The organism is Pseudomonas sp. TMB3-21, from assembly GCF_054898145.1.
Genome location: NZ_CM142718.1, coordinates 4,632,228 through 4,657,474, shown reverse-complemented (window position 1 = coordinate 4,657,474; position 25,247 = coordinate 4,632,228). Strand labels below are relative to the sequence as shown.

General features: G+C 57.8%; 27 protein-coding genes. 17 read left to right on the top strand and 10 right to left on the bottom strand.

Translation table 11 applies throughout. The features are described from left to right. Positions 1-234 precede the first annotated feature (234 nt). The 3 genes from ACYZTS_RS21140 to ACYZTS_RS21130 are packed head-to-tail and all read left to right on the top strand — an operon-like array spanning position 235 to position 2,290. Positions 235-963 (top strand): hypothetical protein, encoded by a 729-nt coding sequence (locus tag ACYZTS_RS21140; RefSeq protein WP_461991829.1) that lies wholly within the window; start codon positions 235-237, stop codon positions 961-963. Beyond that, entirely contained in the window at positions 963-1,394 is a 432-nt protein-coding gene (locus tag ACYZTS_RS21135; RefSeq protein ID WP_028621306.1) for a phage holin family protein, read from the top strand. Before ACYZTS_RS21140 ends, ACYZTS_RS21135 begins: the two co-directional genes overlap by 1 nt. Continuing rightward, entirely contained in the window at positions 1,391-2,290 is a 900-nt protein-coding gene (locus ACYZTS_RS21130) for a DUF3618 domain-containing protein (RefSeq protein ID WP_461991828.1), read from the top strand. The genes ACYZTS_RS21135 and ACYZTS_RS21130 overlap by 4 nt, the downstream gene beginning before the upstream one ends. Positions 2,291-2,351: 61 nt before the next feature. Here ACYZTS_RS21130 and ACYZTS_RS21125 read toward each other — a convergent pair whose 3' ends face one another. Continuing rightward, the gene (locus tag ACYZTS_RS21125; RefSeq protein WP_028621308.1) at positions 2,352-2,582 is read right to left on the bottom strand and encodes a hypothetical protein; all 231 of its coding nucleotides are present in this window, start codon (positions 2,580-2,582) and stop codon (positions 2,352-2,354) included. A 196-nt stretch (positions 2,583-2,778) separates the two neighbouring features. Here ACYZTS_RS21125 and ACYZTS_RS21120 point away from each other — a divergent pair, with 196 nt between their 5' ends. Genes ACYZTS_RS21120 through ACYZTS_RS21110 form a run of 3 tightly spaced genes read left to right on the top strand, consistent with a single transcriptional unit; the run spans position 2,779 to position 4,474 of the window. Beyond that, positions 2,779-3,027, top strand: a complete 249-nt coding sequence (locus ACYZTS_RS21120; protein ID WP_461991826.1) for a hypothetical protein — start codon at positions 2,779-2,781, stop codon at positions 3,025-3,027. A gap of 9 nt (positions 3,028-3,036) precedes the next feature. Continuing rightward, positions 3,037-4,203 carry a carboxylate-amine ligase gene (locus ACYZTS_RS21115; protein ID WP_461991824.1) on the top strand — a complete coding sequence of 389 codons (1,167 nt, stop codon included), beginning with the start codon at positions 3,037-3,039 and terminating at the stop codon, positions 4,201-4,203. A 43-nt stretch (positions 4,204-4,246) separates the two neighbouring features. Next, complete coding sequence (locus ACYZTS_RS21110) at positions 4,247-4,474, top strand: PLD nuclease N-terminal domain-containing protein (RefSeq protein WP_028621310.1); 228 nt, start codon at positions 4,247-4,249, stop codon at positions 4,472-4,474. A gap of 259 nt (positions 4,475-4,733) precedes the next feature. On the opposite strand, the gene aceE is transcribed toward ACYZTS_RS21110, so the two are convergent. Next, positions 4,734-7,403: a pyruvate dehydrogenase (acetyl-transferring), homodimeric type gene (aceE, locus tag ACYZTS_RS21105; protein ID WP_461991822.1), complete on the bottom strand. Its 2,670-nt coding sequence runs from the start codon at positions 7,401-7,403 to the stop codon at positions 4,734-4,736. 172 nt (positions 7,404-7,575) lie between these two features. Between aceE and ACYZTS_RS21100 the strand changes: the two genes are divergently transcribed. Further along, on the top strand, positions 7,576-8,028 hold the full coding sequence (locus ACYZTS_RS21100; RefSeq protein ID WP_028621312.1) for a MarR family winged helix-turn-helix transcriptional regulator: 453 nt from the start codon (positions 7,576-7,578) through the stop codon (positions 8,026-8,028). A 13-nt stretch (positions 8,029-8,041) separates the two neighbouring features. On the opposite strand, the gene ACYZTS_RS21095 is transcribed toward ACYZTS_RS21100, so the two are convergent. Further along, positions 8,042-9,145, bottom strand: coding sequence for a transketolase-like TK C-terminal-containing protein (locus ACYZTS_RS21095; protein ID WP_033050357.1), 1,104 nt, complete (start codon positions 9,143-9,145; stop codon positions 8,042-8,044). Between the two features lie 97 nt (positions 9,146-9,242). Between ACYZTS_RS21095 and ACYZTS_RS21090 the strand changes: the two genes are divergently transcribed. Both ACYZTS_RS21090 and ACYZTS_RS21085 read left to right on the top strand, forming a co-directional pair. Beyond that, positions 9,243-9,881: a glutathione S-transferase family protein gene (locus tag ACYZTS_RS21090; protein WP_461991820.1), complete on the top strand. Its 639-nt coding sequence runs from the start codon at positions 9,243-9,245 to the stop codon at positions 9,879-9,881. Between the two features lie 233 nt (positions 9,882-10,114). Next, complete coding sequence (locus ACYZTS_RS21085; RefSeq protein ID WP_236645588.1) at positions 10,115-10,843, top strand: helix-turn-helix transcriptional regulator; 729 nt, start codon at positions 10,115-10,117, stop codon at positions 10,841-10,843. A gap of 18 nt (positions 10,844-10,861) precedes the next feature. On the opposite strand, the gene ACYZTS_RS21080 is transcribed toward ACYZTS_RS21085, so the two are convergent. Further along, positions 10,862-11,491 (bottom strand): acyl-homoserine-lactone synthase, encoded by a 630-nt coding sequence (locus ACYZTS_RS21080; RefSeq protein ID WP_033050380.1) that lies wholly within the window; start codon positions 11,489-11,491, stop codon positions 10,862-10,864. A 243-nt stretch (positions 11,492-11,734) separates the two neighbouring features. On the opposite strand from ACYZTS_RS21080, the gene ACYZTS_RS21075 reads away from it, so the two are divergent. Genes ACYZTS_RS21075 through ACYZTS_RS21055 form a run of 5 tightly spaced genes read left to right on the top strand, consistent with a single transcriptional unit; the run spans position 11,735 to position 15,288 of the window. Beyond that, a complete protein-coding gene (locus ACYZTS_RS21075; protein WP_028621316.1) occupies positions 11,735-12,910 on the top strand; it encodes a pyridoxal phosphate-dependent aminotransferase in 1,176 nt (391 codons plus the stop codon). Further along, on the top strand, positions 12,903-13,421 hold the full coding sequence (locus ACYZTS_RS21070) for a DUF6190 family protein (RefSeq protein ID WP_028621317.1): 519 nt from the start codon (positions 12,903-12,905) through the stop codon (positions 13,419-13,421). Before ACYZTS_RS21075 ends, ACYZTS_RS21070 begins: the two co-directional genes overlap by 8 nt. Then, a complete protein-coding gene (locus ACYZTS_RS21065; RefSeq protein WP_461991816.1) occupies positions 13,411-14,214 on the top strand; it encodes a dihydrodipicolinate synthase family protein in 804 nt (267 codons plus the stop codon). Before ACYZTS_RS21070 ends, ACYZTS_RS21065 begins: the two co-directional genes overlap by 11 nt. Beyond that, positions 14,211-15,068: an iron-containing redox enzyme family protein gene (locus tag ACYZTS_RS21060; RefSeq protein WP_461991814.1), complete on the top strand. Its 858-nt coding sequence runs from the start codon at positions 14,211-14,213 to the stop codon at positions 15,066-15,068. Before ACYZTS_RS21065 ends, ACYZTS_RS21060 begins: the two co-directional genes overlap by 4 nt. Next, the gene (locus ACYZTS_RS21055) at positions 15,052-15,288 is read left to right on the top strand and encodes a Rieske (2Fe-2S) protein (protein ID WP_461991812.1); all 237 of its coding nucleotides are present in this window, start codon (positions 15,052-15,054) and stop codon (positions 15,286-15,288) included. The genes ACYZTS_RS21060 and ACYZTS_RS21055 overlap by 17 nt, the downstream gene beginning before the upstream one ends. 164 nt (positions 15,289-15,452) lie before the next feature. Here the strand turns inward: ACYZTS_RS21055 and ACYZTS_RS21050 are convergent, their stop codons facing one another. Then, a complete protein-coding gene (locus ACYZTS_RS21050; protein ID WP_028621321.1) occupies positions 15,453-16,268 on the bottom strand; it encodes a DUF1206 domain-containing protein in 816 nt (271 codons plus the stop codon). Positions 16,269-16,671: 403 nt separating this feature from the next. Here ACYZTS_RS21050 and ACYZTS_RS21045 point away from each other — a divergent pair, with 403 nt between their 5' ends. Next, positions 16,672-16,812 (top strand): hypothetical protein, encoded by a 141-nt coding sequence (locus ACYZTS_RS21045; protein WP_461991810.1) that lies wholly within the window; start codon positions 16,672-16,674, stop codon positions 16,810-16,812. A gap of 25 nt (positions 16,813-16,837) precedes the next feature. Here ACYZTS_RS21045 and ACYZTS_RS21040 read toward each other — a convergent pair whose 3' ends face one another. From ACYZTS_RS21040 to ACYZTS_RS21030, 3 genes are read right to left on the bottom strand one after another with little or no spacing between them, the layout of a single operon-like run. Beyond that, entirely contained in the window at positions 16,838-18,109 is a 1,272-nt protein-coding gene (locus tag ACYZTS_RS21040; RefSeq protein WP_461991808.1) for an NAD(P)/FAD-dependent oxidoreductase, read from the bottom strand. Positions 18,110-18,137: 28 nt separating this feature from the next. After that, positions 18,138-19,079, bottom strand: a complete 942-nt coding sequence (locus tag ACYZTS_RS21035) for a dihydrodipicolinate synthase family protein (protein ID WP_461991806.1) — start codon at positions 19,077-19,079, stop codon at positions 18,138-18,140. A 50-nt stretch (positions 19,080-19,129) separates the two neighbouring features. Continuing rightward, positions 19,130-20,056, bottom strand: coding sequence for a 4-hydroxyproline epimerase (locus ACYZTS_RS21030; RefSeq protein ID WP_461991804.1), 927 nt, complete (start codon positions 20,054-20,056; stop codon positions 19,130-19,132). 288 nt (positions 20,057-20,344) lie between these two features. Here ACYZTS_RS21030 and ACYZTS_RS21025 point away from each other — a divergent pair, with 288 nt between their 5' ends. Continuing rightward, positions 20,345-21,118: a PAS domain-containing protein gene (locus tag ACYZTS_RS21025; RefSeq protein WP_461991802.1), complete on the top strand. Its 774-nt coding sequence runs from the start codon at positions 20,345-20,347 to the stop codon at positions 21,116-21,118. Positions 21,119-21,394: 276 nt separating this feature from the next. Here ACYZTS_RS21025 and ACYZTS_RS21020 read toward each other — a convergent pair whose 3' ends face one another. Then, a complete protein-coding gene (locus tag ACYZTS_RS21020; protein ID WP_028621327.1) occupies positions 21,395-22,687 on the bottom strand; it encodes a PQQ-dependent sugar dehydrogenase in 1,293 nt (430 codons plus the stop codon). After that, a complete protein-coding gene (locus tag ACYZTS_RS21015) occupies positions 22,684-23,112 on the bottom strand; it encodes a DUF2231 domain-containing protein (protein WP_028621328.1) in 429 nt (142 codons plus the stop codon). The genes ACYZTS_RS21020 and ACYZTS_RS21015 overlap by 4 nt, the downstream gene beginning before the upstream one ends. Before the next feature lie 377 nt (positions 23,113-23,489). Between ACYZTS_RS21015 and ACYZTS_RS21010 the strand changes: the two genes are divergently transcribed. After that, entirely contained in the window at positions 23,490-25,049 is a 1,560-nt protein-coding gene (locus tag ACYZTS_RS21010; RefSeq protein ID WP_461991799.1) for a diguanylate cyclase domain-containing protein, read from the top strand. Positions 25,050-25,247 lie beyond the last annotated feature (198 nt).

Here is a 25,247-nt window from a genome sequence, read left to right as displayed (position 1 = left end):
TTCCTTGCGAGTGGATGACACCACATTGGAAGTGCGCTGCTTGAAAACGTGCGAGTCAGCGGACGGGCGGCATGCTCAATCGACGATTTCCACGCGCTCGGTGGCAAGAACGTATCGCTCATCAATTCATTGGAACTCCCGAGCGCAGTTTTTCGTCATCTGAATGGATGGGCTTCAGGCACATGACGCTGCAGCCCCGACACGCTTGTTTTTCATTTCGAAGGCGAGGACGACATGAATACTTCAGATAACAGGACTGATAATCAGCCTGGCAATCAGCAATCCGGGGGACCGGAAAAGGGCTTTGACCAGATCAAGGAAAATGTGACAGAGGCGCTCGGTGGTGCGCGGCAGCAAGCGGATGCGCAATTCGGTCAATACCGCGACACGGCAGCAGACCAGATTGAAGCACTGGCCCAGGGCGCCAAATCTGTGGTCTCGGAAATGGAAAGCAAGGATACCCTCGGCATGTCCGATTACCTTGCCGATGTTGCCGATTCGATGACCGGGCTGGCCAGCAACCTGCGTGGAAAAAGCGCCGAGGAACTGTTGCACGACGGCGCCGATCTGGCGCGGAAAAACCCGACACTGTTCATCGCCGGCAGCATCGCGTTGGGCTTTGCGCTGTCACGGTTCCTCAAGGCGGGTACCGCACCGGCTGCATCTTTCAACGATGATCGTGATCCGGCCGAAAGCAGCTCGATGCCGCCCTCAGGTGGTTTCGGCGCTCAGCGACCTTACGAAAGCTCCATGCCTTCGCGCGGCGGGTCCGAATCCGGGCTGGCAACCGGCATTACTCCGACCTCGCCAAATGAGCAAGACCATCCCTCGGACTTCGCCTCGTCTGCAACGCCCGGGTCCTCGACATCGACCTCGAGCCCAACCACAAATCCGACCTCCACACCGGGCTCCGCAAGCTTCAACTCGACGCCAGGTTCCTCGACTTACAAAGGAGAGCTGTGATGAACAGAGAAGATACTGAGTTGCCGGGTAGCCGTCCTGCTGCCGCGCCGGAAAACGATGCCTCGGTTGTCGGGTTGTTGCGCCAGCTATCCCGCGAAGTGCCAGCGCTGTTTACCAAAGAACTGGCGCTGGCCAAGGCCGAGCTGCAGGCCAGCCTCACCACCATGAAGGCCGGGATAGCCGGTGTGGCCGGGGGCGCGATCGTGCTGCTCGCCGGTTTCATCATTCTGTTAATGGCGGTGGTTTACGGCCTGAGCATGGTCATGGCGCCCTGGCTGGCGGCATTGATCGTTGGCGTGGTGGTGATGATCATTGGCTTCACCATGCTGCAGTCCGGCAAGAAGCAATTCGAGCCATCCAACCTCAAGCCTGATCGTACGCTGGACGCCTTGAACAAAGACCAGGAAGCGCTGCGGAGGAAAGTCTCATGAACCGTGAATTCGACATCGAATCAGAAAGAAGCCCTGAAGACATCGAGCGCGAAATCGATGCTCAACGCGAAAGCATTGGCAACATCGTCGATGCCCTGGAAAGCAAGTTCACTCCGGGGCAAATGTTCGACCAGGCCATGGGCATGATGCAAAACAACGGCACCACGTTCCTGACCAATCTGGGCACCAGCGTGCGCAACAACCCTGTGCCGGCGGTCGTGACGTCGGTCGGATTGCTGTGGCTGATGATGAGCCAGAACCGTCCACCTGCAGCACGTCATGTGTACCGCACAGGGCCGGATCAGGACAGAACAGGCCAGTGGGCCGATGGTCTGTCTGATGGCGTCGACAGCGCCCGCGACCGTATGCATCAGACCGCCGATTCGCTCAAGGGCGGCTATCAGTCGGTCAAAGGCAAGGCGGCTCATCTGGCAGACAACCTGTCATCGGCCACCGACAGCCTAAGCCACACCGCGCATGACGTCAGCGATCGCATCAGCCACACCGCGCACGATGTCAGTGACCGTGTTGCACGCAGCACCCAGCAGATGGGCAACCAGTTCAATCAGTTGCTCAGGGACCAACCGCTGGTGGTTGCCGCTGCAGGCATCGCTTTGGGTGCGCTATTGGGCGCTGCATTGCCGTCTACCCGTACCGAACAGCGTTACATGGGCAAGACCAGCGCGGACATTGCAGACAAGGTCAAACAGCAGGCACGCGAAGGGATGGAAGCGGTGCGTGACACGGTTACCAAAACTACCGACCATCCCGACACCAAGGAGAATTCAAACGCCAACACCACGGCCAACGCGAGCTCGAATGCTCAATCTTCGACGCAAACACCCAAGCCGGGTGGTACCGCTGCGGATTTGTCAGGGGGGTTGGGTACGCCTTGAGCAAAACAAAGCGGGAGGCCTTGAGAGCCTCCCGCTTTTTTTGCAACTCACCACAGATGACTCAGTTTCCGTCTGCCACTTTGCGTTCGATCTCTGCGGTCTTGCGTTGCAGCTCGTCCACCTCCTGCTCTTTGACGCGAGTCGACGAAGGCGTGATCGTTTTGTCCACGCCATCGGTATCGCTGTCGCTGTCCTGAAGGTCGCGTTCAACCACATTCACCGGTTTGCCTGCCGCATCGGTGGGTGGCGCATTCGCCGGTTTGCCAGTGTTCACACGGTCGTCGTTATTCATTTCACATTCCTCCGTTGGCTTACATCAGTGGAGCATCGCGGCGGCCCAAAAGTTTGACTGGATCGCGCCGTGCTCGACGATTGGCACCCGAGGCGTGACGGTATCCACCCGGCAAAAAAATGCCTCTGGTCGGCATTCCTGAACCTATGCCGACAATCGCTGATCCATCCAGAAATACGTCAGGAATCCGACCGCCATGAACTCCTTCAGAAACCTGCTGACGCCGGCCCATGAGCGACGACTGCGTGCGCTGGATCGCTGGCACCAAACGCTGGACAACGCCGCGCTGCGCAGGGAGTCTCCGGATGCCTATCACGAGGAACTGCTGCGTCAGACAGACGAGATGGACCGCCAGTGCATTGTCAGTTGGGAAGAGTGGCGGGACTTGCGTCGTGAAGCGGACCAAGCGTATTTGCGCGCGGTCGCGGGTGATGATTATCACTGAGGGTCGCTAATGAACACCGACCTGAGATTCGGCATAGAAGAGGAATACTTCATCACCGAACTGGCCAGCCGGAGAATGTTCGCGCAGCCGTCTAAAGCAGCCATCCAAGCATGCGAAGCGGCGCTGGGTGAGTACTTTGCCCTGGAGATGTTCCAGGGTCAGATCGAAGTTGCCTCGCCGATTTTCAACAATGTCGCCGAGGCGGCTCATTACCTTGATGAAGCCCGCGCCAGCCTGCGCCATGCGCTCGAACCTCATGGCTTGGGCTTATTAAGCGTGGGCAGCCATCCTTTGGCCGACTGGCGCACGCAACGTGCGACCCAGCAGCCGCATTTTTGCAAATTGTTTGAAGACTACCGTCACGTCGCGCAGCGTAGCGTGCTTTCTGGATTGCACGTGCATGTTGAAGTGCCGAGCCAGCTGGACCGCATACGGGTGATGAACGAGGTCCTGCCATGGACGCCATTATTGCTCGCGCTGAGCTGCTCGTCACCGTTCTGGGACGGCGCTGACAGCGGCTACATGAGTTATCGGCAGACGGCCTGTGACGAGTGGCCGCGGATGGGTATTCCGGAGTTCTTCGCTGACGAGCTGGCCTATGACGCCTACGTGGCGTTGCTGATGCAAACCGGCGCCATCAAGCAGGCCGGTGATTGCTGGTGGGGCGTTCGACCTGCGGGCAAATACCCGACGCTTGAGTTACGCATGACCGACGCCTGCCCGCGCGTGGACGACGCGCTGTGCATCGCCTCGTTTTTCCGTTTGCTGGTTGCCTACGCCATCGAGCACGCGCAACCCGGCGCGGACTACTCGCAAAATTCCCGCTGGATACTCCTGGAGAACCGTTGGCGGGCCAAACGCTACGGCGTAGAGGCTGCCTTCGTCATCGAGGGTTACGACCGACCGTTCACCACCGAGCAATGGCTGTTCCGGGCGCAACAGGTACTGGGTAAAACAGCGCACGAGATGGGTGTGGAAGACGTCTTTCGACAGCTGCGCCGAATGCTCGCAGAAGGCAGCAGTGCGCATCGACAGCTGGGGATTTTCCAGCGCACTTTAACCGACGGCAACGATACCCAGGCGGCGCTGGCGGCGGTGGTCGATCACTTGATGAAGGAAACCGCGAAGCCATCACGCTTCGTCGACCACACGCTGGAAACATTGAACGCCGGTTGAGGCAGTGTGCCTGATTAGTATCAACTATCTGGAGAGCACGACCATGTCGGAAGCAGTCAGCTATTTCATGATCGCCATTGCGGTGTTCATTTTGCTCGTGGACTTGTGGGCAATCGTCAGCGTGTTCAGAAGCGACAAGCCGGTCGGCATCAAGGCGGCATGGGCGATCGGCCTGATCGTTTTTCCGGTCATCGGGCTGATTGCCTGGGGCATCGCCGGACCTCGTGGGATCAAGCAAGGACCAACGTCGCCCGAGCACAGCAAAGGTTGAAGGCGCGATCGGGATTTCCCACGCAAAAGTGACCAAGCCCTGAAATCCAGGGCTTGGTCATTTTCACGATTGCCTCATACCGCAATCGGTGTGAATTAAATAAACCCATGCCGCACCACAAATCCTGTGGGAGCATGGCTTGCCCGCGAAGGCGGTGGATCAGTCAGCAAAGGTGCCAACTGTTCGTGCCCCTTCGCGGGCAAGCCCGGCTCCAACAGGTTTTAGGACCCGCCGCAGATTTGCATCCTCCACGGCTGAGTCAGACTTTCGCCGGGTTCTGCTTCTCCGGGTCGATGCCATAGAGCACAATCGCCTCGGTCACTTTTTCCCTTCCAATCGCGCCGTCATCAGCCAGCGCCTTTAATGCCGCCAGTGCGATGAAATGGCGATCCACTTCGAAGAAGGTGCGCAGTGACTCGCGGGTATCCGACTGCCCGAAGCCATCCGTGCCCAATGCCACAAAACGTCGTTTGGGCACGAACGGGCGGATCTGGTCGGCGAAGATTTTCATGTAGTCCGTGGCGACCACCACCGGGCCCTGCTTGTTCTGCAGGCTACTTTCCACATGACCGATGCGCGGTTCCTGATCCGGATGCAGCAGGTTCCAGCGTTCCGCGTCCTGGCCGTCACGGCGCAGTTCGGTCAGGCTGGTGACGCTCCACACCTCACTGCTCACCCCAAAGTCCTGTTGCAGCAACTGGGCGGCGGCAATCATCTCCTGCAGGATCGAACCGCAACCCATCAACTGAACATGCTTGCCTTCGACCGGCTGTGGCGGAGCCGAGAGCCGGTACATGCCTTTGAGAATGTCCTGTTCAACACCTTCGGGCATTGGCGGGTGAGCGTAGTTTTCGTTGAGCAGGGTGATGTAGTAATAGATGTCTTCGTTTTCGACATACATGCGGCGCATGCCGTCCTGGATGATCACCGCCAGTTCGTAAGCGAAAGTCGGGTCGTAAGACACGCAGCACGGCACGGTGGAGGACAGCACGTGGCTGTGCCCGTCGTCATGCTGCAGGCCTTCGCCCATCAGCGTGGTTCTGCCGGACGTGGCACCCAGCAGGAACCCCCGGGCGCGGGCATCGCCTGCCGCCCAGGCCAGATCGCCGACGCGCTGAAAGCCGAACATCGAGTAGAAGATGTAGAAGGGCACCGTCATTATGCCGTGCGTGCTGTACGACGTACTCGCGGCGATCCATGAGGAAATGCCGCCGGATTCATTCAGGCCTTCCTGCATGATCTGGCCGTCGCGCGCCTCTTTGTAATAACTCAACTGGCCGGCGTCCTGGGGCGTGTACAACTGGCCAACGTGGGAATGGATGCCGATCTGACGGAACAGGCTTTCCATGCCGAAGGTGCGTGATTCGTCCGGAACAATCGGCACGATCAGCTTGCCGATGTTCGGGTCCTTGAGCAGCGTGCCGAGGATGCGCACGAACGCCATGGTAGTTGAAATCCCGCGCTCGCCGGTGCCTTTGAGCTGGGTGTCCAGCGCCGATAACGGCGGAATCTGCAGGGGCTCGACGGCACTGAAGCGTGCCGGAATATAGCCGCCGAGTTGCGCGCGCCTGGCTTGCAGATAAACGGCTTCGACACTGTCCGCGGCCGGTTTGAGGTAGGGCATGTCGCCCAGTTGATCGTCGCTGAGGTCCAGCCCGAAACGATCACGGAACGCCTTCACCGCGTCGTCGCCCATCTTCTTCAGCTGATGGTTGATGTTCTGGCCTTCGCCAGCTTCGCCCATACCGAAGCCCTTGACGGTCTTCGCCAGGATGACGGTCGGCCCGCCGGTGTGGCGCATCGCGGCTGCGTAGGCGTTGTAGACTTTTTCCGGGTCATGGCCGCCGCGTGACAACTTCCAGATCTCGTCATCGCTGAGGTCGCTGACCAGTTCGAGCAACTCGGGGTACTTTCCGAAAAAGTGCTCACGAACGTAAGCGCCGTTTTGCGATTTGTAATTTTGATAATCGCCGTCCACGCATTCCATCATGCGCTGGCGCAGCAAGCCGCTTTTGTCTTTTTCCAGCAAGGCATCCCAACCGCTGCCCCAGATGACTTTGATGACATTCCAGCCGGCCGCCCGGTACAGGCTTTCAAATTCCTGGATGACTTTGCTGTTGCCGCGCACGGGTCCGTCGAGGCGCTGGAGGTTGCAGTTGACGACAAAAATGATGTTATCGAGCTTCTCTCGACCGGCCAGGGAAATCGCCGCCAGAGATTCCGGCTGATCCATCTCGCCGTCACCGAGAAACGCCCAGACTTTACGACCTTGATGCTCTTTCAGGCCACGGTCTTCGAGGTAACGCATGAACCGCGCCTGATACGCTGCGGTGATCGGCCCGAGCCCCATGGATACCGTCGGAAATTGCCAGAAGTCTGGCATTAGCCTTGGATGTGGGTAGGAAGAAACGCCATCGCGGTCGGTCTCGCGGCGGAAATTATCCAGCTGGTCTTCACTCAGGCGACCTTCGAGATAAGCGCGGCCGTAGATGCCTGGCGAGGAGTGGCCCTGGATGTACACCATGTCGCCGGCAAATTGCTCGGTGCGCCCGCGGAAAAAATGCTCGAAGCCAACGTCGTACAAAACGGCCGCCGAGGCATAGGATGCGATGTGTCCGCCCACGTTCGAATGCTTGCCGGCGCGCAGCACCATGGCCAAGGCGTTCCAGCGAATGTAAGCGTTGATCCGGCGCTCGATGGCCAGGTCACCGGGGTAGGGCTGCTGACGGTCGACCGGGATGGTGTTGACGTAAGGCGTGGTGACGCGCCCATAGAAATCACCGTGACGGTTGGCATCGAAATCAAGCATTTGATCGATCAGGTAATGAGCGCGAGAACGCCCTTCGACGCTTGCCACCGATTCGATGGATTCGAGCCATTCGCGAGTTTCTTGTGGATCCTCGTCGAGAAACAGGGGTTGTTGAGCCATCGTCGTCTCCTGGACAGTGCAGCAGCACCGAGTCGTTTGGTGCCTGGTGAAGGGGCGCGGGTAGACGCCAGCCTTGAGGAATTTTTGTAGTTGCAATTGCAACTACGAGTGAGAACTTAGCCTGCGCCACGCTACAATTGCAACTAAATCGAATTCATCAGAAGGGTGAAGCATGTCGTCAAGTGATCCGGATACCTGGTTCAGATTCGTCCGGGCCCACCGTTGCCTGATCCGCGAAATCGAGCGTCGGCTGGCTGCCGCCGAGCTCCCGGCTTACGCCTGGTACGACGCGTTATGGGGCCTGGAAAGCGGCCCGGACGGCAGCCGACGCATGAGCGAACTGGCTGACGTCATGGCGATCGAGCGCTACAACCTGACTCGCCTGGTGGACCGCCTGGAGGCCGAGGGCCTGGTCACCCGCAGCCGTGCCAGCGACGACGGTCGTGGTGCGTATGCCGTCATCACCGAGAGCGGCAAGGTACTGCGAAAAAAAATGTGGCAAGTCTATGAAGGGGCGGTCGACGAACTGTTTCTGGCGCAGTTCGATAGCGAGCAACAGCAGGTCTTCAGCGATGCGCTTGAGCGCGCGGCAACGGCCGCGCGCAACAGCGGGCGCGCGGGTTGAATAACGTGCGCGGTCATTGCAGCAAATAACGGTTCATGGCTTCACTGACGCACGTCTGTGCGATCCGCCCGTCATCGGCCAGAGCCCGCAACGCCAGGACGACAATCCAGCGTTTATCCAGCGTTGTGTCGAGGGTCGCTTCAGGCGAGTCAGCACCCAGCGTCACGAAGCGTGACGTGATATGGGCACCGATCTGATCGGCGACATGCCGGCCATACCCCGTCACCGCCACCACCGGACAATCGTCGAGGCTCATGCAGTCGAGCAAATGCGCTGATCGCCGCGGCATGGCCGGATGCATGCGGTTCCATCGCTGCGCCCTGTCTGCATCCCGCGCCAACCGCGTATAGCTGGGGCAACTCCAGAGCTCGCTTTCGACGCCCCAGTCCTCGCGCAACATTTGCGCCGCGGCAACCACCGACTGCAATGCGCGGCCAGCGCCCAACAAGCGAACCCTGGGACCTGCGGCTTCAGCAGCGACTTCGCTGAGCCTGTACATCCCCCTGAGCGCGTGGCTCGCGCTGACTTGGCTGATGGGCGCAACAAAATCATAAGGCTCGTCATGCAGCGCCATGTAGTAAAAACCGTCGTTGCCTTCCACGTACAGGCTGTGCAAAGCGGCGAGCGCAATAGCGTGCGCTTCGGCACCGCTGGCGGGGTCGAAAGGCATGCACTGCGGGTTGGCGGCCAGCCAGATCGAGACCCAGGGATGAGCGCCCTTGGGCCAGCGCGAGGGCAGGGTCTCTATGTCATTGCACAGAATGCCGCGATGGGCCGACTCGTTTGAAAGGGCGCACAGTTCGGCGGACGTCGCAGAACTGGCGAGGTACAACAGGGGTTTTTCGCTGGCACAGGCGGCAGGACTAAAGCGCAGCGGCCACGCATTGATTCGGGTGTGAGCGCCATCGATTTGCGACTGCTTGTTGGCGCGCACGACCCAAATATGTCGGGCGGTTCCGGGATCCCGTTCCAGTCGATTGGCGATGTCGATCATGGTGTAGAGCGGAGAGCAAAACCCCACAGTGTGCGGCTGCGTCATGCTGCGGATTTTATCAATGCAAGCCTGAGCGGCAACGCGGGTATCCGGTGTTTTGCTGAAGCTGGAAAAGCCGATCATGCCTGATATCTCCGTGCGATCCATCGTGCTTGCACCATACTGCACGCCTCAATATGATTGCAAATGCAATTAAAATGTCCTCAACAGGAGATTTCATATGAGTGCGTCTTACCCCATCACGCTTTACACAGCGGATACACCCAACGGGCAGAAAATCAGTATTTTCCTGAAAGAAGCTGCCATTGATTGTGAAAAAGTGAAGTTCGACCTGTCCGCGGGCAGGCAACATTCGGCGGATTTTTTGCGGATCAATCCCAATGGGAAAATTCCGGCCATCGTTGATCATGAGGCTGGTATCTCGGTTTTCGAATCCGCTGCCATTCTCGGTTACCTGTCGCAAAAATTTGAATGTCTGCAGCCTGATTCTTCTGCTGTAAAACTGTCCGTTCAGCAATGGTTATACTTTCAGGTAGGGGCCATTGGTCCGATGCTGGGGCAGTTGTGGTGGTTCCTGCACGGCAGCACGACACCCAACGAAGAAGCCATTGCGCGCTACCGTAAAGAGGCGCTGCGAATCTATGGAGTGGTGGACAAACAGCTGGCCTCGCACAGTTATCTGGCTGGCGATGAGTACTCCATCGCCGACATCGCGGCGTTCACCTGGCTGCGTACCCATGAAGAGCTGGCGCTGGATATCACGTCGTATACCCATGTGGTGCGCTGGCTGGCGGTGATTGAGTCCCGTCCTGCCGTACAGGCAGGGCTCGCCGAATCTCGCAACGCTCCAACGGATTAACACGGGACTGGCCTGGGAGCCTCCCGGGCCTCAACGCCGCTGACTGGTACAGAGGAGGGCGGATGTCCGACAGTCCGTTTGACATCGGCTAATGCAATATTGATTCAGTGCCCACGGGCATCCTTGTAGTGTTGATTTGGCTTTACTACGTAGCGGGACCGAGATTGAATCATTGCCTCAATTGAGATGCAGCAGCGCAAACGTCAGCCGCAACCATAAAAAAAGGAGTTTTTATGAGCACTCGGTACTTGAAAGGGGGCAAAGCGTTACACCCGATTTCGCAAATGGATGAACGTCTGAGAACTGCTTTTGAAAAATGCCTGTTGCCTCTGGAGGGCTGCCATTACGCCTATTTCCTCACGTCCAAGGCTCGTGAGGTTGAACCAAGAATCTTTTCCAACTATCCCGAGCATTGGCTCGATGTGTATAAAACCGAGGGTTACCACCTCATAGATCCTGTCATCAGACACGGCATGAAATGTATAGCGCCGTTCTTTTGGCATGAGGCGCTTGAATCGAAGGATTCAGGGATGGGGCGGGAGGTGTTTGCGTCCTCGGAGAAATACCGGATATCCGATGGTTTTACTTTTAATCTGCATGATGCCCACGGGCTTTTTGCCGCATTGAGCATCAGCAATACCGAGCGTCGTCATGATTTTGAGCAGTTCATGACGGGAAACGCGGCGGAAATCCAGATGACACTCGTTCAATTTCAAAGCCGTTTAACGAATTGTTTTTCCCTCAATGAGCTTTTTCCTGATCTGGATGAGACCGGCCTGTCGGATCGCGAGTTGAGCGTGCTCAAGTGGGTTGTCATGGGTAAGGCATACAGGGAAATTGCCGCCATTTGTGCCATCTCGATTCGCACTGTGAAATTCCACATGGCCAATGTCGTCAATAAACTTCAAGTCTGCAACGCCAAGCAAGCCGTGTACAAAGCCGTAAGTCTGGGGTTGGTCTAAAAGGTGCCTGCGCCTTGATTAGCAGGTGATCTCCAGTGCCTTGCGCAGTGGCTGTTTACTCTTCGACTCGATCACCTCCTTGAGTCGCTTATCATTTTCGGAAGACACTGGCATATTCAGCAACAGCACTTTTTCCCCCGGTGAAGCCTCGCCTGTAGCCAACACTTCATACAGCCATCCCGCCCTTAGAACGATGCGCGACATGGCCTGGCTGACCACCGTAATGATCGATCGCAAACCCTGTCGAGTGGCGTGATCGTGCATCGCCAGAAGCAACATTTCGGTGATCGGTGCTCTGCTCAGGCCTAGTGCGCGGGAACGGGTCTTGTCGACGAAAAAGCGGCTGGACTCAGCAATCAACGGGTCTTTGGGCAACGTACAGTCGAAGAAGCCGCGAAAAGGTCCCTCCACCATGTAAGGGTTCAGCGTATTGATCAAACGAAGGCTGGCCAATGGTATGCCTGCATAGACGCCTACCAGGTAGGTTGAAGAGGCATTGTCATATTCGTCAATCTCCCTGCCCTCGTTAACGATGACCCGCCAGTCCAGACGGTCGGCGAACACTTCCTTTCTCAATCGGAACAGGTTGCCCATCAGTTCTTCTGAGGCATCTGAATAATCGACTTTGTGAAAAATTACCTGGTCCATGCGTTTATGAATTCCGTCCGTGTACAACTACATTAATCGGTTTGTAACGCGCGAGGAGAATGGCGATTGAAACTGCAAAATACAACTGTACCTAAAGACAGGTGTAAAAAAAAATACAAACCTGCACTGAGGTACAGTTGTAGAGCAAAAGAGCAACGTTAATTATTGGGTCGGGTTTATCTGCAGATTTGTGAGCAGGCTATCTACGTAGATAACTAAGTTGACTCTTACAGGAATAACAAGATGAATGTTGCAGCCCGTCATGACGTCAAGGAAGACATCACCCAGCATGAAATTTCTGCCCTGAAAACACGCTTTAACCTGGCTGATGCCCACACGCACCAGGATCAGAGTGTGACTCAGCGAAAAATTGTCGAGCGCTTGCCCGAACTCTGGTATCGCGCGCAAAACCGCACGCAGTATCAGAGTGAACAGGAATTCATTCAGGCGTTTTTTTCCTTTCACGGACAACAACACGCGCTTAAGCGACACGATGAAATTTACCTCGTGTACGCCGCCTCAATTGCGATGCACATCACCGCAACCTACCTGCGCAAACGCAACATGAGTGTGGGATTGATCGAGCCTTGCTTCGATAACCTGCACGATCTGCTCAAACACATGGAAGTGCCGTTGACTGCACTGGATGAAAGCCTTTTCCAATCGCCAGCAAGCGTCTACACAAAACTTCAAACGGCAGCAGCCGATGTTGATTCGATTTTTCTGGTAGATCCCAACAACCCGACCGGTTCAAGCATGTTTGCCACTGGCGCCGACACCTTTGTGGAGGTGGCGCGTTACTGCAAGGACCACGGCAAATTGCTGATTCTGGATTTCTGCTTTGCGGCATTTTTCAAAACAGCAGGCGGCTGCCGATTCGACGCTTATGCAATCCTGGACGACATTGGCACCCAATACATCGTTATGGAAGACACCGGTAAAACCTGGCCACTGCAGGACACCAAGTGCGCAACGATCATGGCCAGTACGGACATCAACGCTGACATCTACAGCATCGTCACCAGTGTATTGCTGAACGTCTCGCCCTTCATTCTCAATGTGGTGACCCAGTACATTCGAGACAGTAGCGAAGACGATTTCGAATCTGTTCGCAGCGTGCTTGAAGTCAATCGCACAAGCGCCAAACGCCACCTCGATGGCCATTTTCTTCGGTACGTAACGCCCATGGTCGAAACCAGCGTTGCGTGGTTTGAAATCATGCGGGGGGGTGTCACAGCCGATGACTTGCAGGCGTATTTGATGGAGTACGAAGTCTACGTGTTGCCTGGCAAATACTTCTACTGGAGTCAGCCGCAGGCGGGGCAAAAGTACATTCGTCTGGCATTGGCCCGCAAACCCGACGAGTTCGAGCAGGCCGTCAACACCATCGCCCGCGCTCTGGAGCAGTACCATGACTGATCCCATCATCCCGGTTATCGATGCCACTGTGTTCATGGGCATGCACCATGCCGATCCGGGCATCCGAGAGACATCCCTGGCTTTTTTCAACGCCTTCTATTCACGTCAGATCCTGATGAGTTTCGGTCAGATCGGAATGTGCGATGCCATCATCTGGAAGAAGAGCCGCCAGTTGCAGGATGTCTATTACCCCTTTATGGACGTCCTCCATACGGACATGGACATTCAGCGTCAGGGCTATTGCAGCAAAGTCCTCAAGCGTGCCTGCCTGCAGACGAATTGGGCGCATCTGAGCGTCGAAAAAAAATTACTCGCCGCGCAGGTAGTCGAGCATCAGCAACCACTCTTCACCCACGACAGTGCACTGCGTGAACTGGAAGCGTTACAGCCTTTCCTGCAACCGTTTCCTTCATTGATAAATGGCCCCGTCTTCCCTGAGAAACTGCAAAGTCTTTACGAACAGTCCCGTGAGATGTCCATTGAACAGGAGGACTTTCAGCATGTCGGCTAAAAATGTTTTCGTCCCGTTGATTACCCCGCTTGATGAGCAATCGCGTATTTGTGAAACCAGCGTGCGCCGGTTGATGCACAGCTCCAGGCCCTTCGTTGACGGGTACATTCCCTGCCTGACTTCCGGTGAGGGCTGGCGCCTGGGGCGTCGCGACTGGCAACGTATGCTGGAGCTGACGCTTGCCCACGCACAGGATAAAACAGTGATCGCTGGCATCGAACGTGCCACTACGGCCGAGGTGATTGAATACGCGCTGCTGGCCCAGGAGCTGGGTGCTCAGGCGATCATGTTTACTTCGCCTTTCGCATCCGGGACGAATCAGAAAGACATCATTGAGCATTACCGCGCCGTTCATGACGCCGTTTCCATGGATATCTTCATCTACAACGAGTCTGCGCTATCCGGCAACGAAAAAAGCTTTGATACGTTAATGGCGATTGCGCGGTTACCCAGGGTCATCGGCATCAAGGATTCACCCTCGCAGCCGCGCGTCCAAAGCGAGATCGATCAGCTGCGCAATGAGGGTCTGGATTACTTCCTCGGCTGGGAAATGCTCCTGGCTAGAGAGCTGCAGTCCGACGGCAATGTCGTGTCGTTGGCCAATCTGGAACCTGCACTCTGTCGCATGGCAATAAGTGCACAGCAACCTTTGGTAAGTGCGCTGGTGGAATCGCTCGACCAGCGCTTCGAACTCGCTGCGGACGATTGGTACGCGCACGTCAAAAAGGAACTCAAGGCGCGAGGCATCATCACCACGGACCAAGTGTTGGTGGCAGAGGGGGCCATGGCATGAACGCACAGCAAAAAGATCTGTTCCTGGCCAATCGCGCCTGTATCAAACAGCTTCAGCCATTGCCCGCACATATCCTGGCCTTTGAGCGTGACTGGATCGATTCAACGATCCAGAAAACGCGAACTGCCAACACGCCCTCCGACCTGGCCGGTTTGCGCAAACAACTCGCGGAACTGGTAGAACTGGAACGCAGCGTAATGCCGCCCAGCGCAGCCTACGTTGGCGATCATATGACGCGTGAGGAATTCAAGATCCTGGTGCAGGAGTTCGCGCTGGATGGCCTGACCGAGGCGCAGGTGTTCTATCACCTGATGCCTCGACTGAGCCTCGCCGCTCAGATGCCTATGTTGCGGATGATGATTGATGAGTTCGGCTCCGGCAATCTCAAGCGTTCCCACACCACGCTGTACATAGACCTGCTGAACGAATTGCAGATGCCGACCGACCTGGCGTTCTACATTGACGTCAATGCTGCAGCCGGGTTCTCGTTTCCCAACATGTTTTGCTGGCTGACAATGCGGGCGGATGATCCGTCGTATTTCGCGGGAGTCATTACCTATTTTGAAACGGTCGTGCCGTTTTTCTTCGAGTGTTACACATCGATTTGTTCGCGTTTGCAAATCAAGGCTCACACGTATTATTCCGAGCATGTGCACATTGATGTGTTTCACGCCATCGAAGGCCAGCGTTTGCTGAAAGCGATGGATGCGACGGGCGATCTGGACCCGGTCAAAGCGTGGGAGGGCATCTGTATGGGACGGGAAATTACTAATGCAGCCTTTGATGCGGCGGTCGATAAGGCCAGGCGTCAGAAATTTTTTGACAAGGAGCGTGAGATTGAGCAAGCCCTCTGAGTTTCATCGCCCCGGCAGATTCACCGTGGAAATCGGCGACCAGCTTTTTGAAGTGCCGCACACGTGCCCGCACCGAGCAGGGTGGCTGGAACACGGTATGGTCAATGAACAGCGCAAGAGCATCACCTGTCCATTGCATTTTTCCGTGTTCAGTCTGGAGACCGGTGAGCAACTGAGCGGCCCGCCCTGTGGGCGCCTGGATGTCAGACGCTTGATTTGATCATTGCTTTTGGCGAGTCCTGCGCCGTGAATGGGGGCAGGATTTCGCCAATATCGCGTCGTTGTCAGCTGACAGACAAATGAACCCGCCGCTATCCACATGGGTTCCATCCGTTTACTTCCAGGTCAGCGCCTTGACTAGCCTGGAGGCTTTTGCATTCAGCTTCAGGATCGCGATACTCCGGGCACATCCATATTGATCTTGCGCCACGCCGCTTGGGCAAAACTGTAGACGGAAAAAGCGATCAGGCCCAATGCGATAATCATCAATATGACTGCACCTGCCGGCAGGTTCTGCAGGGCATCGAGCGCGTCTTTCATGCCCGGCGGGTCCATGGCTTTATAGGCCGAGCCGCTGACCAGCAGTAACACGGCAATTTCGATGAAGACTACGCCTCGGGCAATCAGGCCGAATCTAGAGACCGGACGCACATAACGCATCACGTCTTCATCCGCTTCGAAGTACTTCTCGAACGTCGCCTTCCAGCCTTTGATGATGTGAGCAATGCCGACGCCCAGTGGCACCAGTGCGATGAGGTAAACCAATACGTTCGAATATTCCCAGGACAGCAGGCTGGCCAGCAGGTCCTTGGTCTGACCACCTCCGGAATCGCCCGAGCTCTTGCGCCCACTGACGAGTAGACCCAGGGCAAAAAACGCCAGTGCGCCATTAACCAAACCGCCGGCCAGCAATCCGGTACGAATGACAAGGCCTTTGAATTCCTTGCCGTGATGATCGACGTCGCGGGTCGCTTGCAGCACACGCCAAGCGGCGAACGCCAGCAGGCCCGCCACTACCAGCCCGACCAGCACGTAACCGAATGGCTGGCTAAACAATGCTTCCAGGCTTTTGTGACTATCCTTGGGTTTAGTCGAGTCTTGAGCCGCCAGTAACGCGAAGATCCCGATGATCAGGTAAATAACGCCTCGCGCGGCATAACCGCCGCGTGCGAGAACAACCAGGCCTTGATGAGCGGACATACGTCTGATTCCAGAAAAAGTATTACTACAGAAGACCCATAAACCCGCAAGGCGTTCGAAAAAATCAAAGCAAGGCTCACGCCTGTCGCGCCGCCGCATTCAGGGTGAAAGAACGCTGCGTTGTCCTCATGCTCTGGTTGATACGGCTGGTGTTCATTCGGCGGAGTAAAAGCAAGGATCAAGTAACAGGTACGACCTCTATGTCCTGAAAGCGCCATCGCCGCGAACTTCATCCGATCAATTCGGTCGACCAGTCAGCGGCTTCTTTTCGCACGACGATCCAGAAATACTTACAACAATGGTGATCGCGATGAATTGTCTTATTTGTGTCAACGCCGCAGAGCGCATTCAATGTCATGGGCCCTGGGAGGAAAGGGACTGTCCTGACTGCGGACGCTATCGGGTGTCCGATGAACTGATTCTCGCGCTGATCGACCAAGGACAAATCTTCGACGTCGTGAAAACCCGAGGCTGGCTGGACCGGCAACGGATGCAAGTGGCGATTCCGGCAATCGTAAAAAGCGAGGCGCTGCTGGTTTCTTGAGTTTATTGCGCAGCCCCACGCTGCTTCAAAAGCGATCGAGTCGGTAGGGGTGCAGCGCGGGCAAACCGGGCTTCGCAGAACCCGCTGACACCAGTCCACAAACCAGTTCGGCAGTCACCGCCGCCTGGGTCAAGCCCAAATGCTGGTGCCCGAACGCCAACAGCACCTTGCCCTCACACACCCGGTCGATGATCGGCAGGGAATCCGGCAGCGACGGACGAAAGCCCATCCACGGAGTCGCCTCCTCAGCGTTCAGATCCCGACGAAACAGACCTTTGCTCAGGTGATGCAACTGCCAGGCGCGCTGCATGTTGGCCGGGCTGTGCAGGCCAGCGAATTCGACGGTGCCTGCCAGCCTCAGCCCGGCGGCCATCGGCGTCATGATGAATCGGCGTTCCAGTGAGGTGACGGCGAAGGGCAGCCGATTGTGTTCATGGGGCAGCATCAGGTGATAACCGCGTTCGGTATCCAGCGGGATCTTTTTGCCGGTCAATGCGGCGGTCAATTCGGCTGAATGAGCCCCGCAGGCGATCAGTACCTGCCGAGCTTGCAACGTGCCTTGGTCGGTGACGAGTGCAACGCCATCCTCGTGCAAGTGACCGCCCTGAACATGCTGTTGCACAAACTCCACGCCACTGGTTTGTGCGGCGTTCACCAGCTCGCAAACCACGCGATAGGGATCGAGAAAATGCCCGGTGCGCGGGAAGAACAGCCCGCCCTGAATCTGATGGCTGAGGTGTGGCGCGACGTTGTGCACTGCACCGGCAGACCAGAAATCCACCGGCACCTGTTGCTGATGCAAGCGCTTTTGCAGCGCTTCGATCGCCGGTCGCGCGTCGGCGCGTTCGAACACTAGCAACGAGCCGTCCTCCTTCAGCAGGTCGGGACGCTCAATGGTCGTCAGCAACCGCTGCCACGCACCCAGGCTGCCTTCATTCAGCGCGCGCAAACCGGCGACTGTTTGCTGGAACGGCGCCGAGCGCAGGTTGAGCAACAGACGCGTGAACCAGGGCAGGGCGCGCGGCAGGTATTTCCAGTCCAGGCGCAGCGGCCCCATCGGGTCCATCAGCATCGACGGCAGCCGTTTGAGAATGGACAGGTCGGCAATCGGGAACACCTGCTCGGTCGCCAAATGCCCGGCGTTGCCAAACGAAGCACCGTGGCCGGGCGCCTGTCGGTCGATGACCACGACCCGCAAGCCTTGACGCGCCAGGCGCAAGGCGCAGGCAACACCGATGATGCCGGCGCCGACGATGGCGATATCGTGCGGCGGGTTAGCCGTGTTTGGGTCGCGCATGTTCCGGGGATCCTTGCGGTGGCGTTTTTCAGGCGAGATCGGCTGACCAGCTCTCATACCATTGCCGGAACAACGCGTATTGTTGCTCGGCATAGCGGCGCTGGGAATCGCTGAGTTCGTCGGTCTCATTGAAATGCAGGGCGTAACCTTGATCGCCGTTGAGCACCATCAGGTGCTTGTAAAACAGCACCAGGTCGCAACCTTCATCGAACGAGGACAGCACGGCCAGCGCCGATTCCAGTTCGCGTGCCAGGCGGCGTGCCTTGGCGTCGCCGTTGGCGGCCTGCCTGCTCAGGGCTACCAGTTGCAGCACTTCACGCGGCAGGGCATTGCCGATGCCGGTGATGGCGCCGGTGGCGTTGCAGTTGACAAAACCGTGCACCACTTGCGTGTCGACGCCGACCATCAACGTCACGCTGTCATCTTTGCCGGTGATGTTTTCGGCGGCGTAGCGCAGGTCGGCGGCACCGCCAAACTCCTTGAAGCCAATCAGGTTCGGATGCTCGCGACGCAGTTCGAAAAACAGCTCGGCGCGGGTCGCAAAACCATAATAAGGGCTGTTGTAGATGACGGCCGGCAACTCTGGCGCCGCCTCGAGGATGGCCGCAAAGTGAGCTTTTTGCGCGGTGGCGGAGGCACCCCGCGACAGCACGCGCGGAATCACCATCAAGCCATGCGCGCCTACCGCTGCCGCATGCGCCGCGTGAGAAACCGCTTCGCGACTGTTGACGGCGCCGGTGCCAACGATCGTCGGCACACCGGCGTCCACCAGACGCGCAACGCCTTCCTGGCGCTGGGCTTGCGTAAGCAGCGGCCAGTCGCCCATGGAGCCGCAATACACCACGGCGCTCATGCCGATATCCACCAGTTCACGACCTTTGGCCACCAACGCATCGAAGTCAGGTTTTCGCTCGGCGGTGCAGGGGGTCATCAACGCCGGAATGCAGCCAGTGAAAATGTTTGCGCTCATCAATCTAGCTCCTGGGAATTTTTCAAGTCTGGATAAGGGGAGGGGGCCATTCAGATGCCCCAGGCGAAAGGGTCCTGGTCGTCGATCAGCAAGGTGCTGTCGGCCGTCATGTAAGCGCGTCCGCTAATGAATGGGCGGACACGTTTGCCTTCCCATTCGAAGCGGCCTTCGAACTGGCTGCCGGTGATGCTCGCCTGAACCCAGATCTCGCCCTCGGCGAGTTTGCCGTCGGCCGCCAGACACGCCAGTTTGGCGCTGGTGCCGGTGCCGCAAGGGGAGCGGTCATAGGCTTTGCCGGGGCACATGACGAAGTTGCGGCTGTCCGCCTCGGCATCGTCGGCGAACAATTCCACGTGGTCGATCAACGCGCCGTCTTCGCCGTGAATTCCTTGAGCTTCCAGCGCTTTGAGTATTGACCAGGTGAAAGCGCTGAGGGCGTCGACGTTGTCCATGTGCAGCGCATGGCCATGCTCGGCCACCAGGAAAAACCAGTTGCCGCCCCAGGCGATATCGCCGTAGATGCGGCCGTAACCTGGCACTTCCACCGGCACCAGTTTGCGATAACGGTAAGCCGGCACGTTGCGCAGCGTGACCGCGCCGTCTTCGTGCAGGGTGGCACTGACCGCACCGACGGGTGTGTCGATGGTGTGCACCCCCGGGCTGATGTGCCCAAGATAATGCAACGATGCGACGAGGCCGATGGTGCCGTGCCCGCACATACCGAGGTAACCGGCGTTGTTGAAGAAGATCACCCCGCAGGTCGCTGCGGCCGAAACGGCTGGGCAATACAGCGCGCCGACCAATACATCGTTGCCTCGCGGTTCGAGCAGACAGGCTCGGCGCCATTGATCATGCTCATCACGCAGGGCGTCGCGCTTTTCAGCCATGGAGGTGCCGGGCAGGTTGGGGAAACCTGACATCACCAGGCGCGTGGGTTCGCCGCCGGTGTGGGAATCGATGACGTGGAGTTTTTTCATGGGAGGGTCCATTCAGTGACGGCTCGGCGTTAACACTGAACTTGCGGACGGCGCGGCGATTGATGTTTTATGTCGGGTAGGATGACGAAATCGGCATAGTTGGAGCGCTGGAGGGCGTTTCGCAATTCAACGGGGGCGAGCCCCCTCGCCACAGGGCAGCGCTCGACACCGGCGCGACCGTGCGGCAATCTGCTAACACTTGCAGAAGTAAAGCTTGGTGGGAGCAAAGCTTGCTCGCGATTACGCACTGTCAATCGCCGACAATCTTGAGCAGAGGCAGCAAAACCAATGACACCCAACGCATTCGCTCACCTTTGCCAAGACCCCGACTCATCTCGCGCGCAAACCCTCGAAGACCTGCTCTCCAGCATCGCACCGCTTTTGCCAATGCTGGACGTTATCCCCAACGCCACCATTTTCATCAAGGACAGCCAGGCCCGTTATGTCATGGCCAATCGCACGCTGGTCCAGCGCTGCGGCCTGAAGGACTTGAAACCGCTGCTGGGGAAAACCAGCGCCGAGGTGTTTCCGGCACAGTTGGGGCCGGGCTATACCGAACAGGATCGCCGCGTGCTGGAGCAGGGTTTGGTGTTGGAGGATCAACTCGAACTGCACCTTTACGGCAGCCGCGAACCCGGCTGGTGCCTGACGCACAAGCAGCCACTGTTGAATCGGGAAGGTGTAATCATCGGCCTGACGGGTGTTTCGGTTGACTTGCAATCAGTTGCTGACACCCACCCGGCTTATCAACGGCTGGCCGCTGTCGATCAACATATCCGCGCTCATTTCCACCGGCGCATCGCATTGGCCGAACTGACTCGCATCGCCGATATCTCGGTCGCGCAACTGGAGCGGTATTGCAAGCGTGTATTCCACCTGACGCCACGGCAAATGATCCAGAAGATTCGCCTCGAACATGCGCATCGACTGCTGATCACCGCATTGCCCATTACCGAGATTGCATTGCAATGCGGCTATACCGATCACAGCGCATTCACACGTCAGTTCAAAGATTTGACCGGGTTCACGCCGCGCCAGTATCGGCAGGCGACGTCTGGTTGAGCGGGGGCCTGGATATCCGCTTGATGGCGACGGGCGATTCTCAGCATGCCCCACAGCATCGAAATAGCAATCGCCAGCCAGGCGGCGATCATGCTGAAGATTGTCATTGCAAGGCTCATAAATTCCTCCACTGCTGTGTCGTCTTCCTGCTCTCCCTTTTAATGACCCTGTGATGGCACAGGGATTCAAATTAATGGCCCGTCTGATGGCCAGAAACGACAAAGCCCCGAATGAACAGGGCTTTGTCGTTATCGTGGTGCAGTTGTGAAGGTGCAGTTACCGGTTGCGAGTGACCCGCCACACGGTGTTGGCCAGGTCATCAGCGATGATCAAAGCACCACGCGGGTCGACCGTGACACCCACAGGCCGGCCGCGGGTCTTGCCGTCCGTGCCACGGAAGCCGGTGGCAAAGTCGACGGGCTCGCCCGCCGGCTTACCATTGCTGAACGGCACGAAAATGACCTTGTAGCCGACCGGGTCAGGACGGTTCCAGCTGCCGTGCTCACCGACGAAAACGCCATCGGCGAATTTCTCACCCATTTCCGGTATCGAGAAGTCGACGCCGAGCGCAGCCACGTGCGAGCCGAGGCTGTAATCCGGTTTGATCGCGGCCGCGACCTTCTCCGGATTCTGCGGTTGCGCACGTGAGTCGACGTTCTGGCCCCAATAGCTGTAAGGCCAGCCATAGAAGCTGCCTTCGCGCACGGAGGTCAGGTAGTCCGGTACCAGATCAGGCCCCAATTCATCGCGCTCGTTGACCACCGCCCACAGTTGCCCGGAATCAGGCTGGATGGTCAATGCAGTCGGGTTGCGCAAGCCGGTTGCGTACGGTTTGTGCGCACCGGTTTCGGCATCGATCTGCCAGACCATCGCCCGGTCGATCTCGACCTCCATGCCGCGCTCGGTCACGTTGCTGTTCGAACCGATGCCGACATACAGGAAGCGTCCGTCAGGGCTGACGGCCAGCGCCTTGGTCCAGTGGTGATTGATTTCGGCTGGCAGGTCAGTGACTTTGACGGGCGGTCCGCCGGCCTGAGTCTGGCCGTCGACATAGTCAAAGCGCACCAGCGCATCCTGGTTGGCCACGTACACTTTGTCATTGGCGAAAGCCAGGCCATACGGTGCGTTGAGATTTTCCGCAAACACGGTTTTGGTCTCGTACGTGCCGTCGCCGTCAGCATCGCGAAGCAGGGTCAGGCGATTGCCGCCCTTGACCTGAGTGTTGCCCTTGGCTTTGATGTAGCTGGCGATGACATCCTTGGGCTTGAGTTTCGCGGCGCTGCCGCCACGACCCTCCGCCACAAGAATATCGCCGTTGGGCAGCACCAGCGTCTGGCGCGGAATTTTCAGGTCGGTGGCGATGGCCGTAATGCTGTAGCCCTCGGGCACCGTGGGTTTTTGCTCACCCCAGGCCGCCGGTTCAGCAATCTTCATGCTCGGCAATAACGTGTGCTGCACTTCTGGCATTTTCGGGTCCGGCCCGCGTGCCTGGGTCTTGTCACCGTCGGCACCGCATGCGCTCAGCAACAGCGCCATACTCAAGGCAGTCAATGCGCCTGGATATCTCATCGCTCATCTCCCGAACGCAGATTGGTCAGCCCTGTCCATGCCGCGACGAAGGCCAGAAGAGTGACGATCACGGACAGCACCAGGCCCGAAGGCATGGCCGCCCAGGCGTCCTTGGCGTGTTCGAAGGCGTTCACCAGCCCCAACACCCAGGTCAGCAACAGCAGCAGAAAATACATGACCGGTCGCCCGGACTTGCGCTCCGCGCGAAACAGATTCGCCAGCGCAAACAACAGCGCCAAACCACAGAACAGCAAACCGCCGGCAATCAGCCACGAGGCAAAATTGCTCCACTGAATCTGGTAGCTCTTGTAATAAGCGATGTCGCTAAGCAAACCGCCGAGAAACAGCGGAACCGTGCCGGCGAGGAGGATGGCGTGAAGCGGGCCAGGCGTACTTCGGTAGGTCGGTTGGACGGTAACGGTCATGTCGACTCCTAATGGTTCTGCGACCCTGGGCTGAACCTCAGCGCTGATCGGGTCCATCAGTGGCGCGCAGGTTGCGCCTAGGGAATGATCGCCGCATGCGCGCGATAGTTCCCGCGGATTCTGACCGAGATGCTTGCAGGAGCTGGCTTGCCAGCGATGGCGCCGGCGAATCCATTCGCCTGAAACTCGACGCACCGCGCGCTACTCAATTAATCATCCCTATTCTTAACAGTGGCGCATTGCCTTAGAATCGGCCGCAAATATCCAGAAGCCGGGCACACCAGCCGCGTGAGACAGGGACGAGACGCTATGTGGAATCTGCATCCGGAAGTGGCTGGCCCGGGCATCCTGTTCGTTCCTGGCACGGGCACGTCGCAATGTTGACCAAGCGGCGCAATTCCCTGATTGGCTTCATTGTCCTCGCTGTCGGCCTGGTCGGGTTCTGCGCATTGCTGTTGCTGAAGTCCGAAACCCAGCGCAGGGAGACGCGGTTTTCGGAATACGTGCAGAATATTTCCGGCATCGTGCGCAACCAGCTCGACACCAACGAAGCGGTGCTGGCGGGGTTTTCCGCTTTCCTGCAAGCCGTCGATCAAAGCGATACGGAAGCCGCCGCCCGCTATGCCGCCGCTGTGTTATCCGCCTACCCGCACATTTACATGCTGGAAGCGGCGAGGGCAGTTCCCGTCGCCGAGCAAGCGGCGTTCGAAGCGTTGCTGCAACGCACCTGGCGAGCAGATTTCCAACTCAAGGATTTCCCGAGTCTGGCCGGACAGCCGGGTCACCCTCAGGTCTATCTGAAGGAAACATGGCCGGTGTTGTTCATGTACCCGTCGCTGCCGGAATCCAGTTCGATCTACGGCGTCCGGCTGGAAACCGTCGGCCACTTGTCGTACGCCCTCGCGTTGACCCGCCATCATCAAAAACCGGTTGTCTCGCCGGTTTTTTCGATGTTCGAGGGCGATAACGCTTACATCCTGATGCAGTCAGTCACACGGCCATCGCAGGCGCGAGAGCAGGCGCGGCCGAATTTCTTCGGCAGCACGATGATGTCGTTGCTTCTGGTTAAAACCGGAGCGCTGCTCGAGGCCGTGAACGATGCAAACATTGATCCGCTGGTGCGCATCGATGCCATTCTTAAAACGGCGTCCGGTACGCAAAGTCCGGTTTTTTCCACGCCACCGCTACAGGCCGGTGTGCTCGATCGTTTCTTCTTGCCGCGCTTGGCCGACCGGGTCGAAATTCGCAACAATTCCCAGCCCATGACACTGGTGTTCGAACGTCAGCTACGGTTCACAGACGTACTGACTGACGAAATGCTGATCATCCTGACCTTGCTCGGCGGAGTACTGATCTGCATGCCGGTGGTGTTAGTCAGGCACTTCAAGGCCATCGAGCGAGCCGACCTCGAGCATCAACGTTCTGCCTACCTTGCCACCCATGACGTGCTCACCCAATTACCCAATCGCTACCTGTTCGCCGATCGCTTTGATCAAGCCTGGTCAAATTGGCAGGAAAACGGAGTGCAGTTCGCCGTCTTGTTGATCGACATGGATCACTTCAAGGACATCAATGACCGGTATGGCCATGAAGCCGGTGATCAAGTGCTGCGGGCGGTGGCCAGCCGCATGCTGCAAGCCACTCGCTCATGTGACACGGTTGCCCGGTACGGGGGAGATGAATTCGTCATTCTGCTGTCCAGCCTGACCCCCCACGAGAGCGCCCAACTGTTGGCTGCGAGGGTATTTGAATCCATTGCGCAGACCGTTGTCACAAGCGCTGGTGAGCTATCCATTTCGTGCAGTATCGGCGTCTCGTTGTGCCCGGAACACGGGCAAACTCTCGACACGTTGCTCAAAGCGGCGGATCAGGCAATGTATGGCGTGAAACAAGTAGGGCGTAGCGGGGTCGCCATGACCGAACCTGCGACGCATTAAATCAACCTTGATATCCGCATGAAAAAGAGACGGTGCATCAGTTGGGGGACATCCTGAAACATTTATCCCGAGAGCAACTCGAAGCCGAGGTGGCGAGCCTTCGTCTGGCGCTTGAGGCTGCCAGACTCGAGGCGCAAACGCCGCCCTCCGGCCGGGATGATTCCCCGCGCAACGACGCCGGGTCTGCACCGCCATCCG

Coding starts and splice junctions, on each gene's coding strand:
- ACYZTS_RS21030 (WP_461991804.1), bottom strand. CDS start 20,056: ATGAAAAAACTCCACGTCATCGATTCCCACACCGGCGGCGAACCCACG.
- ACYZTS_RS21095 (WP_033050357.1), bottom strand. CDS start 9,145: ATGATCGGCTTTTCCAGCTTCAGCAAAACACCGGATACCCGCGTTGCC.
- ACYZTS_RS21035 (WP_461991806.1), bottom strand. CDS start 19,079: ATGAGCGCAAACATTTTCACTGGCTGCATTCCGGCGTTGATGACCCCC.
- ACYZTS_RS21080 (WP_033050380.1), bottom strand. CDS start 11,491: ATGGACCAGGTAATTTTTCACAAAGTCGATTATTCAGATGCCTCAGAA.
- ACYZTS_RS21120 (WP_461991826.1), top strand. CDS start 2,779: ATGAACTCCTTCAGAAACCTGCTGACGCCGGCCCATGAGCGACGACTG.
- ACYZTS_RS21075 (WP_028621316.1), top strand. CDS start 11,735: ATGAATGTTGCAGCCCGTCATGACGTCAAGGAAGACATCACCCAGCAT.
- ACYZTS_RS21090 (WP_461991820.1), top strand. CDS start 9,243: ATGAGTGCGTCTTACCCCATCACGCTTTACACAGCGGATACACCCAAC.
- ACYZTS_RS21115 (WP_461991824.1), top strand. CDS start 3,037: ATGAACACCGACCTGAGATTCGGCATAGAAGAGGAATACTTCATCACC.
- ACYZTS_RS21040 (WP_461991808.1), bottom strand. CDS start 18,109: ATGCGCGACCCAAACACGGCTAACCCGCCGCACGATATCGCCATCGTC.
- ACYZTS_RS21130 (WP_461991828.1), top strand. CDS start 1,391: ATGAACCGTGAATTCGACATCGAATCAGAAAGAAGCCCTGAAGACATC.
- ACYZTS_RS21020 (WP_028621327.1), bottom strand. CDS start 22,687: ATGAGATATCCAGGCGCATTGACTGCCTTGAGTATGGCGCTGTTGCTG.
- ACYZTS_RS21085 (WP_236645588.1), top strand. CDS start 10,115: ATGAGCACTCGGTACTTGAAAGGGGGCAAAGCGTTACACCCGATTTCG.
- ACYZTS_RS21060 (WP_461991814.1), top strand. CDS start 14,211: ATGAACGCACAGCAAAAAGATCTGTTCCTGGCCAATCGCGCCTGTATC.
- ACYZTS_RS21010 (WP_461991799.1), top strand. CDS start 23,490: ATGTTGACCAAGCGGCGCAATTCCCTGATTGGCTTCATTGTCCTCGCT.
- ACYZTS_RS21025 (WP_461991802.1), top strand. CDS start 20,345: ATGACACCCAACGCATTCGCTCACCTTTGCCAAGACCCCGACTCATCT.
- ACYZTS_RS21070 (WP_028621317.1), top strand. CDS start 12,903: ATGACTGATCCCATCATCCCGGTTATCGATGCCACTGTGTTCATGGGC.
- ACYZTS_RS21050 (WP_028621321.1), bottom strand. CDS start 16,268: ATGTCCGCTCATCAAGGCCTGGTTGTTCTCGCACGCGGCGGTTATGCC.
- aceE (WP_461991822.1), bottom strand. CDS start 7,403: ATGGCTCAACAACCCCTGTTTCTCGACGAGGATCCACAAGAAACTCGC.
- ACYZTS_RS21015 (WP_028621328.1), bottom strand. CDS start 23,112: ATGACCGTTACCGTCCAACCGACCTACCGAAGTACGCCTGGCCCGCTT.
- ACYZTS_RS21135 (WP_028621306.1), top strand. CDS start 963: ATGAACAGAGAAGATACTGAGTTGCCGGGTAGCCGTCCTGCTGCCGCG.
- ACYZTS_RS21100 (WP_028621312.1), top strand. CDS start 7,576: ATGTCGTCAAGTGATCCGGATACCTGGTTCAGATTCGTCCGGGCCCAC.
- ACYZTS_RS21140 (WP_461991829.1), top strand. CDS start 235: ATGAATACTTCAGATAACAGGACTGATAATCAGCCTGGCAATCAGCAA.
- ACYZTS_RS21065 (WP_461991816.1), top strand. CDS start 13,411: ATGTCGGCTAAAAATGTTTTCGTCCCGTTGATTACCCCGCTTGATGAG.
- ACYZTS_RS21110 (WP_028621310.1), top strand. CDS start 4,247: ATGTCGGAAGCAGTCAGCTATTTCATGATCGCCATTGCGGTGTTCATT.
- ACYZTS_RS21125 (WP_028621308.1), bottom strand. CDS start 2,582: ATGAATAACGACGACCGTGTGAACACTGGCAAACCGGCGAATGCGCCA.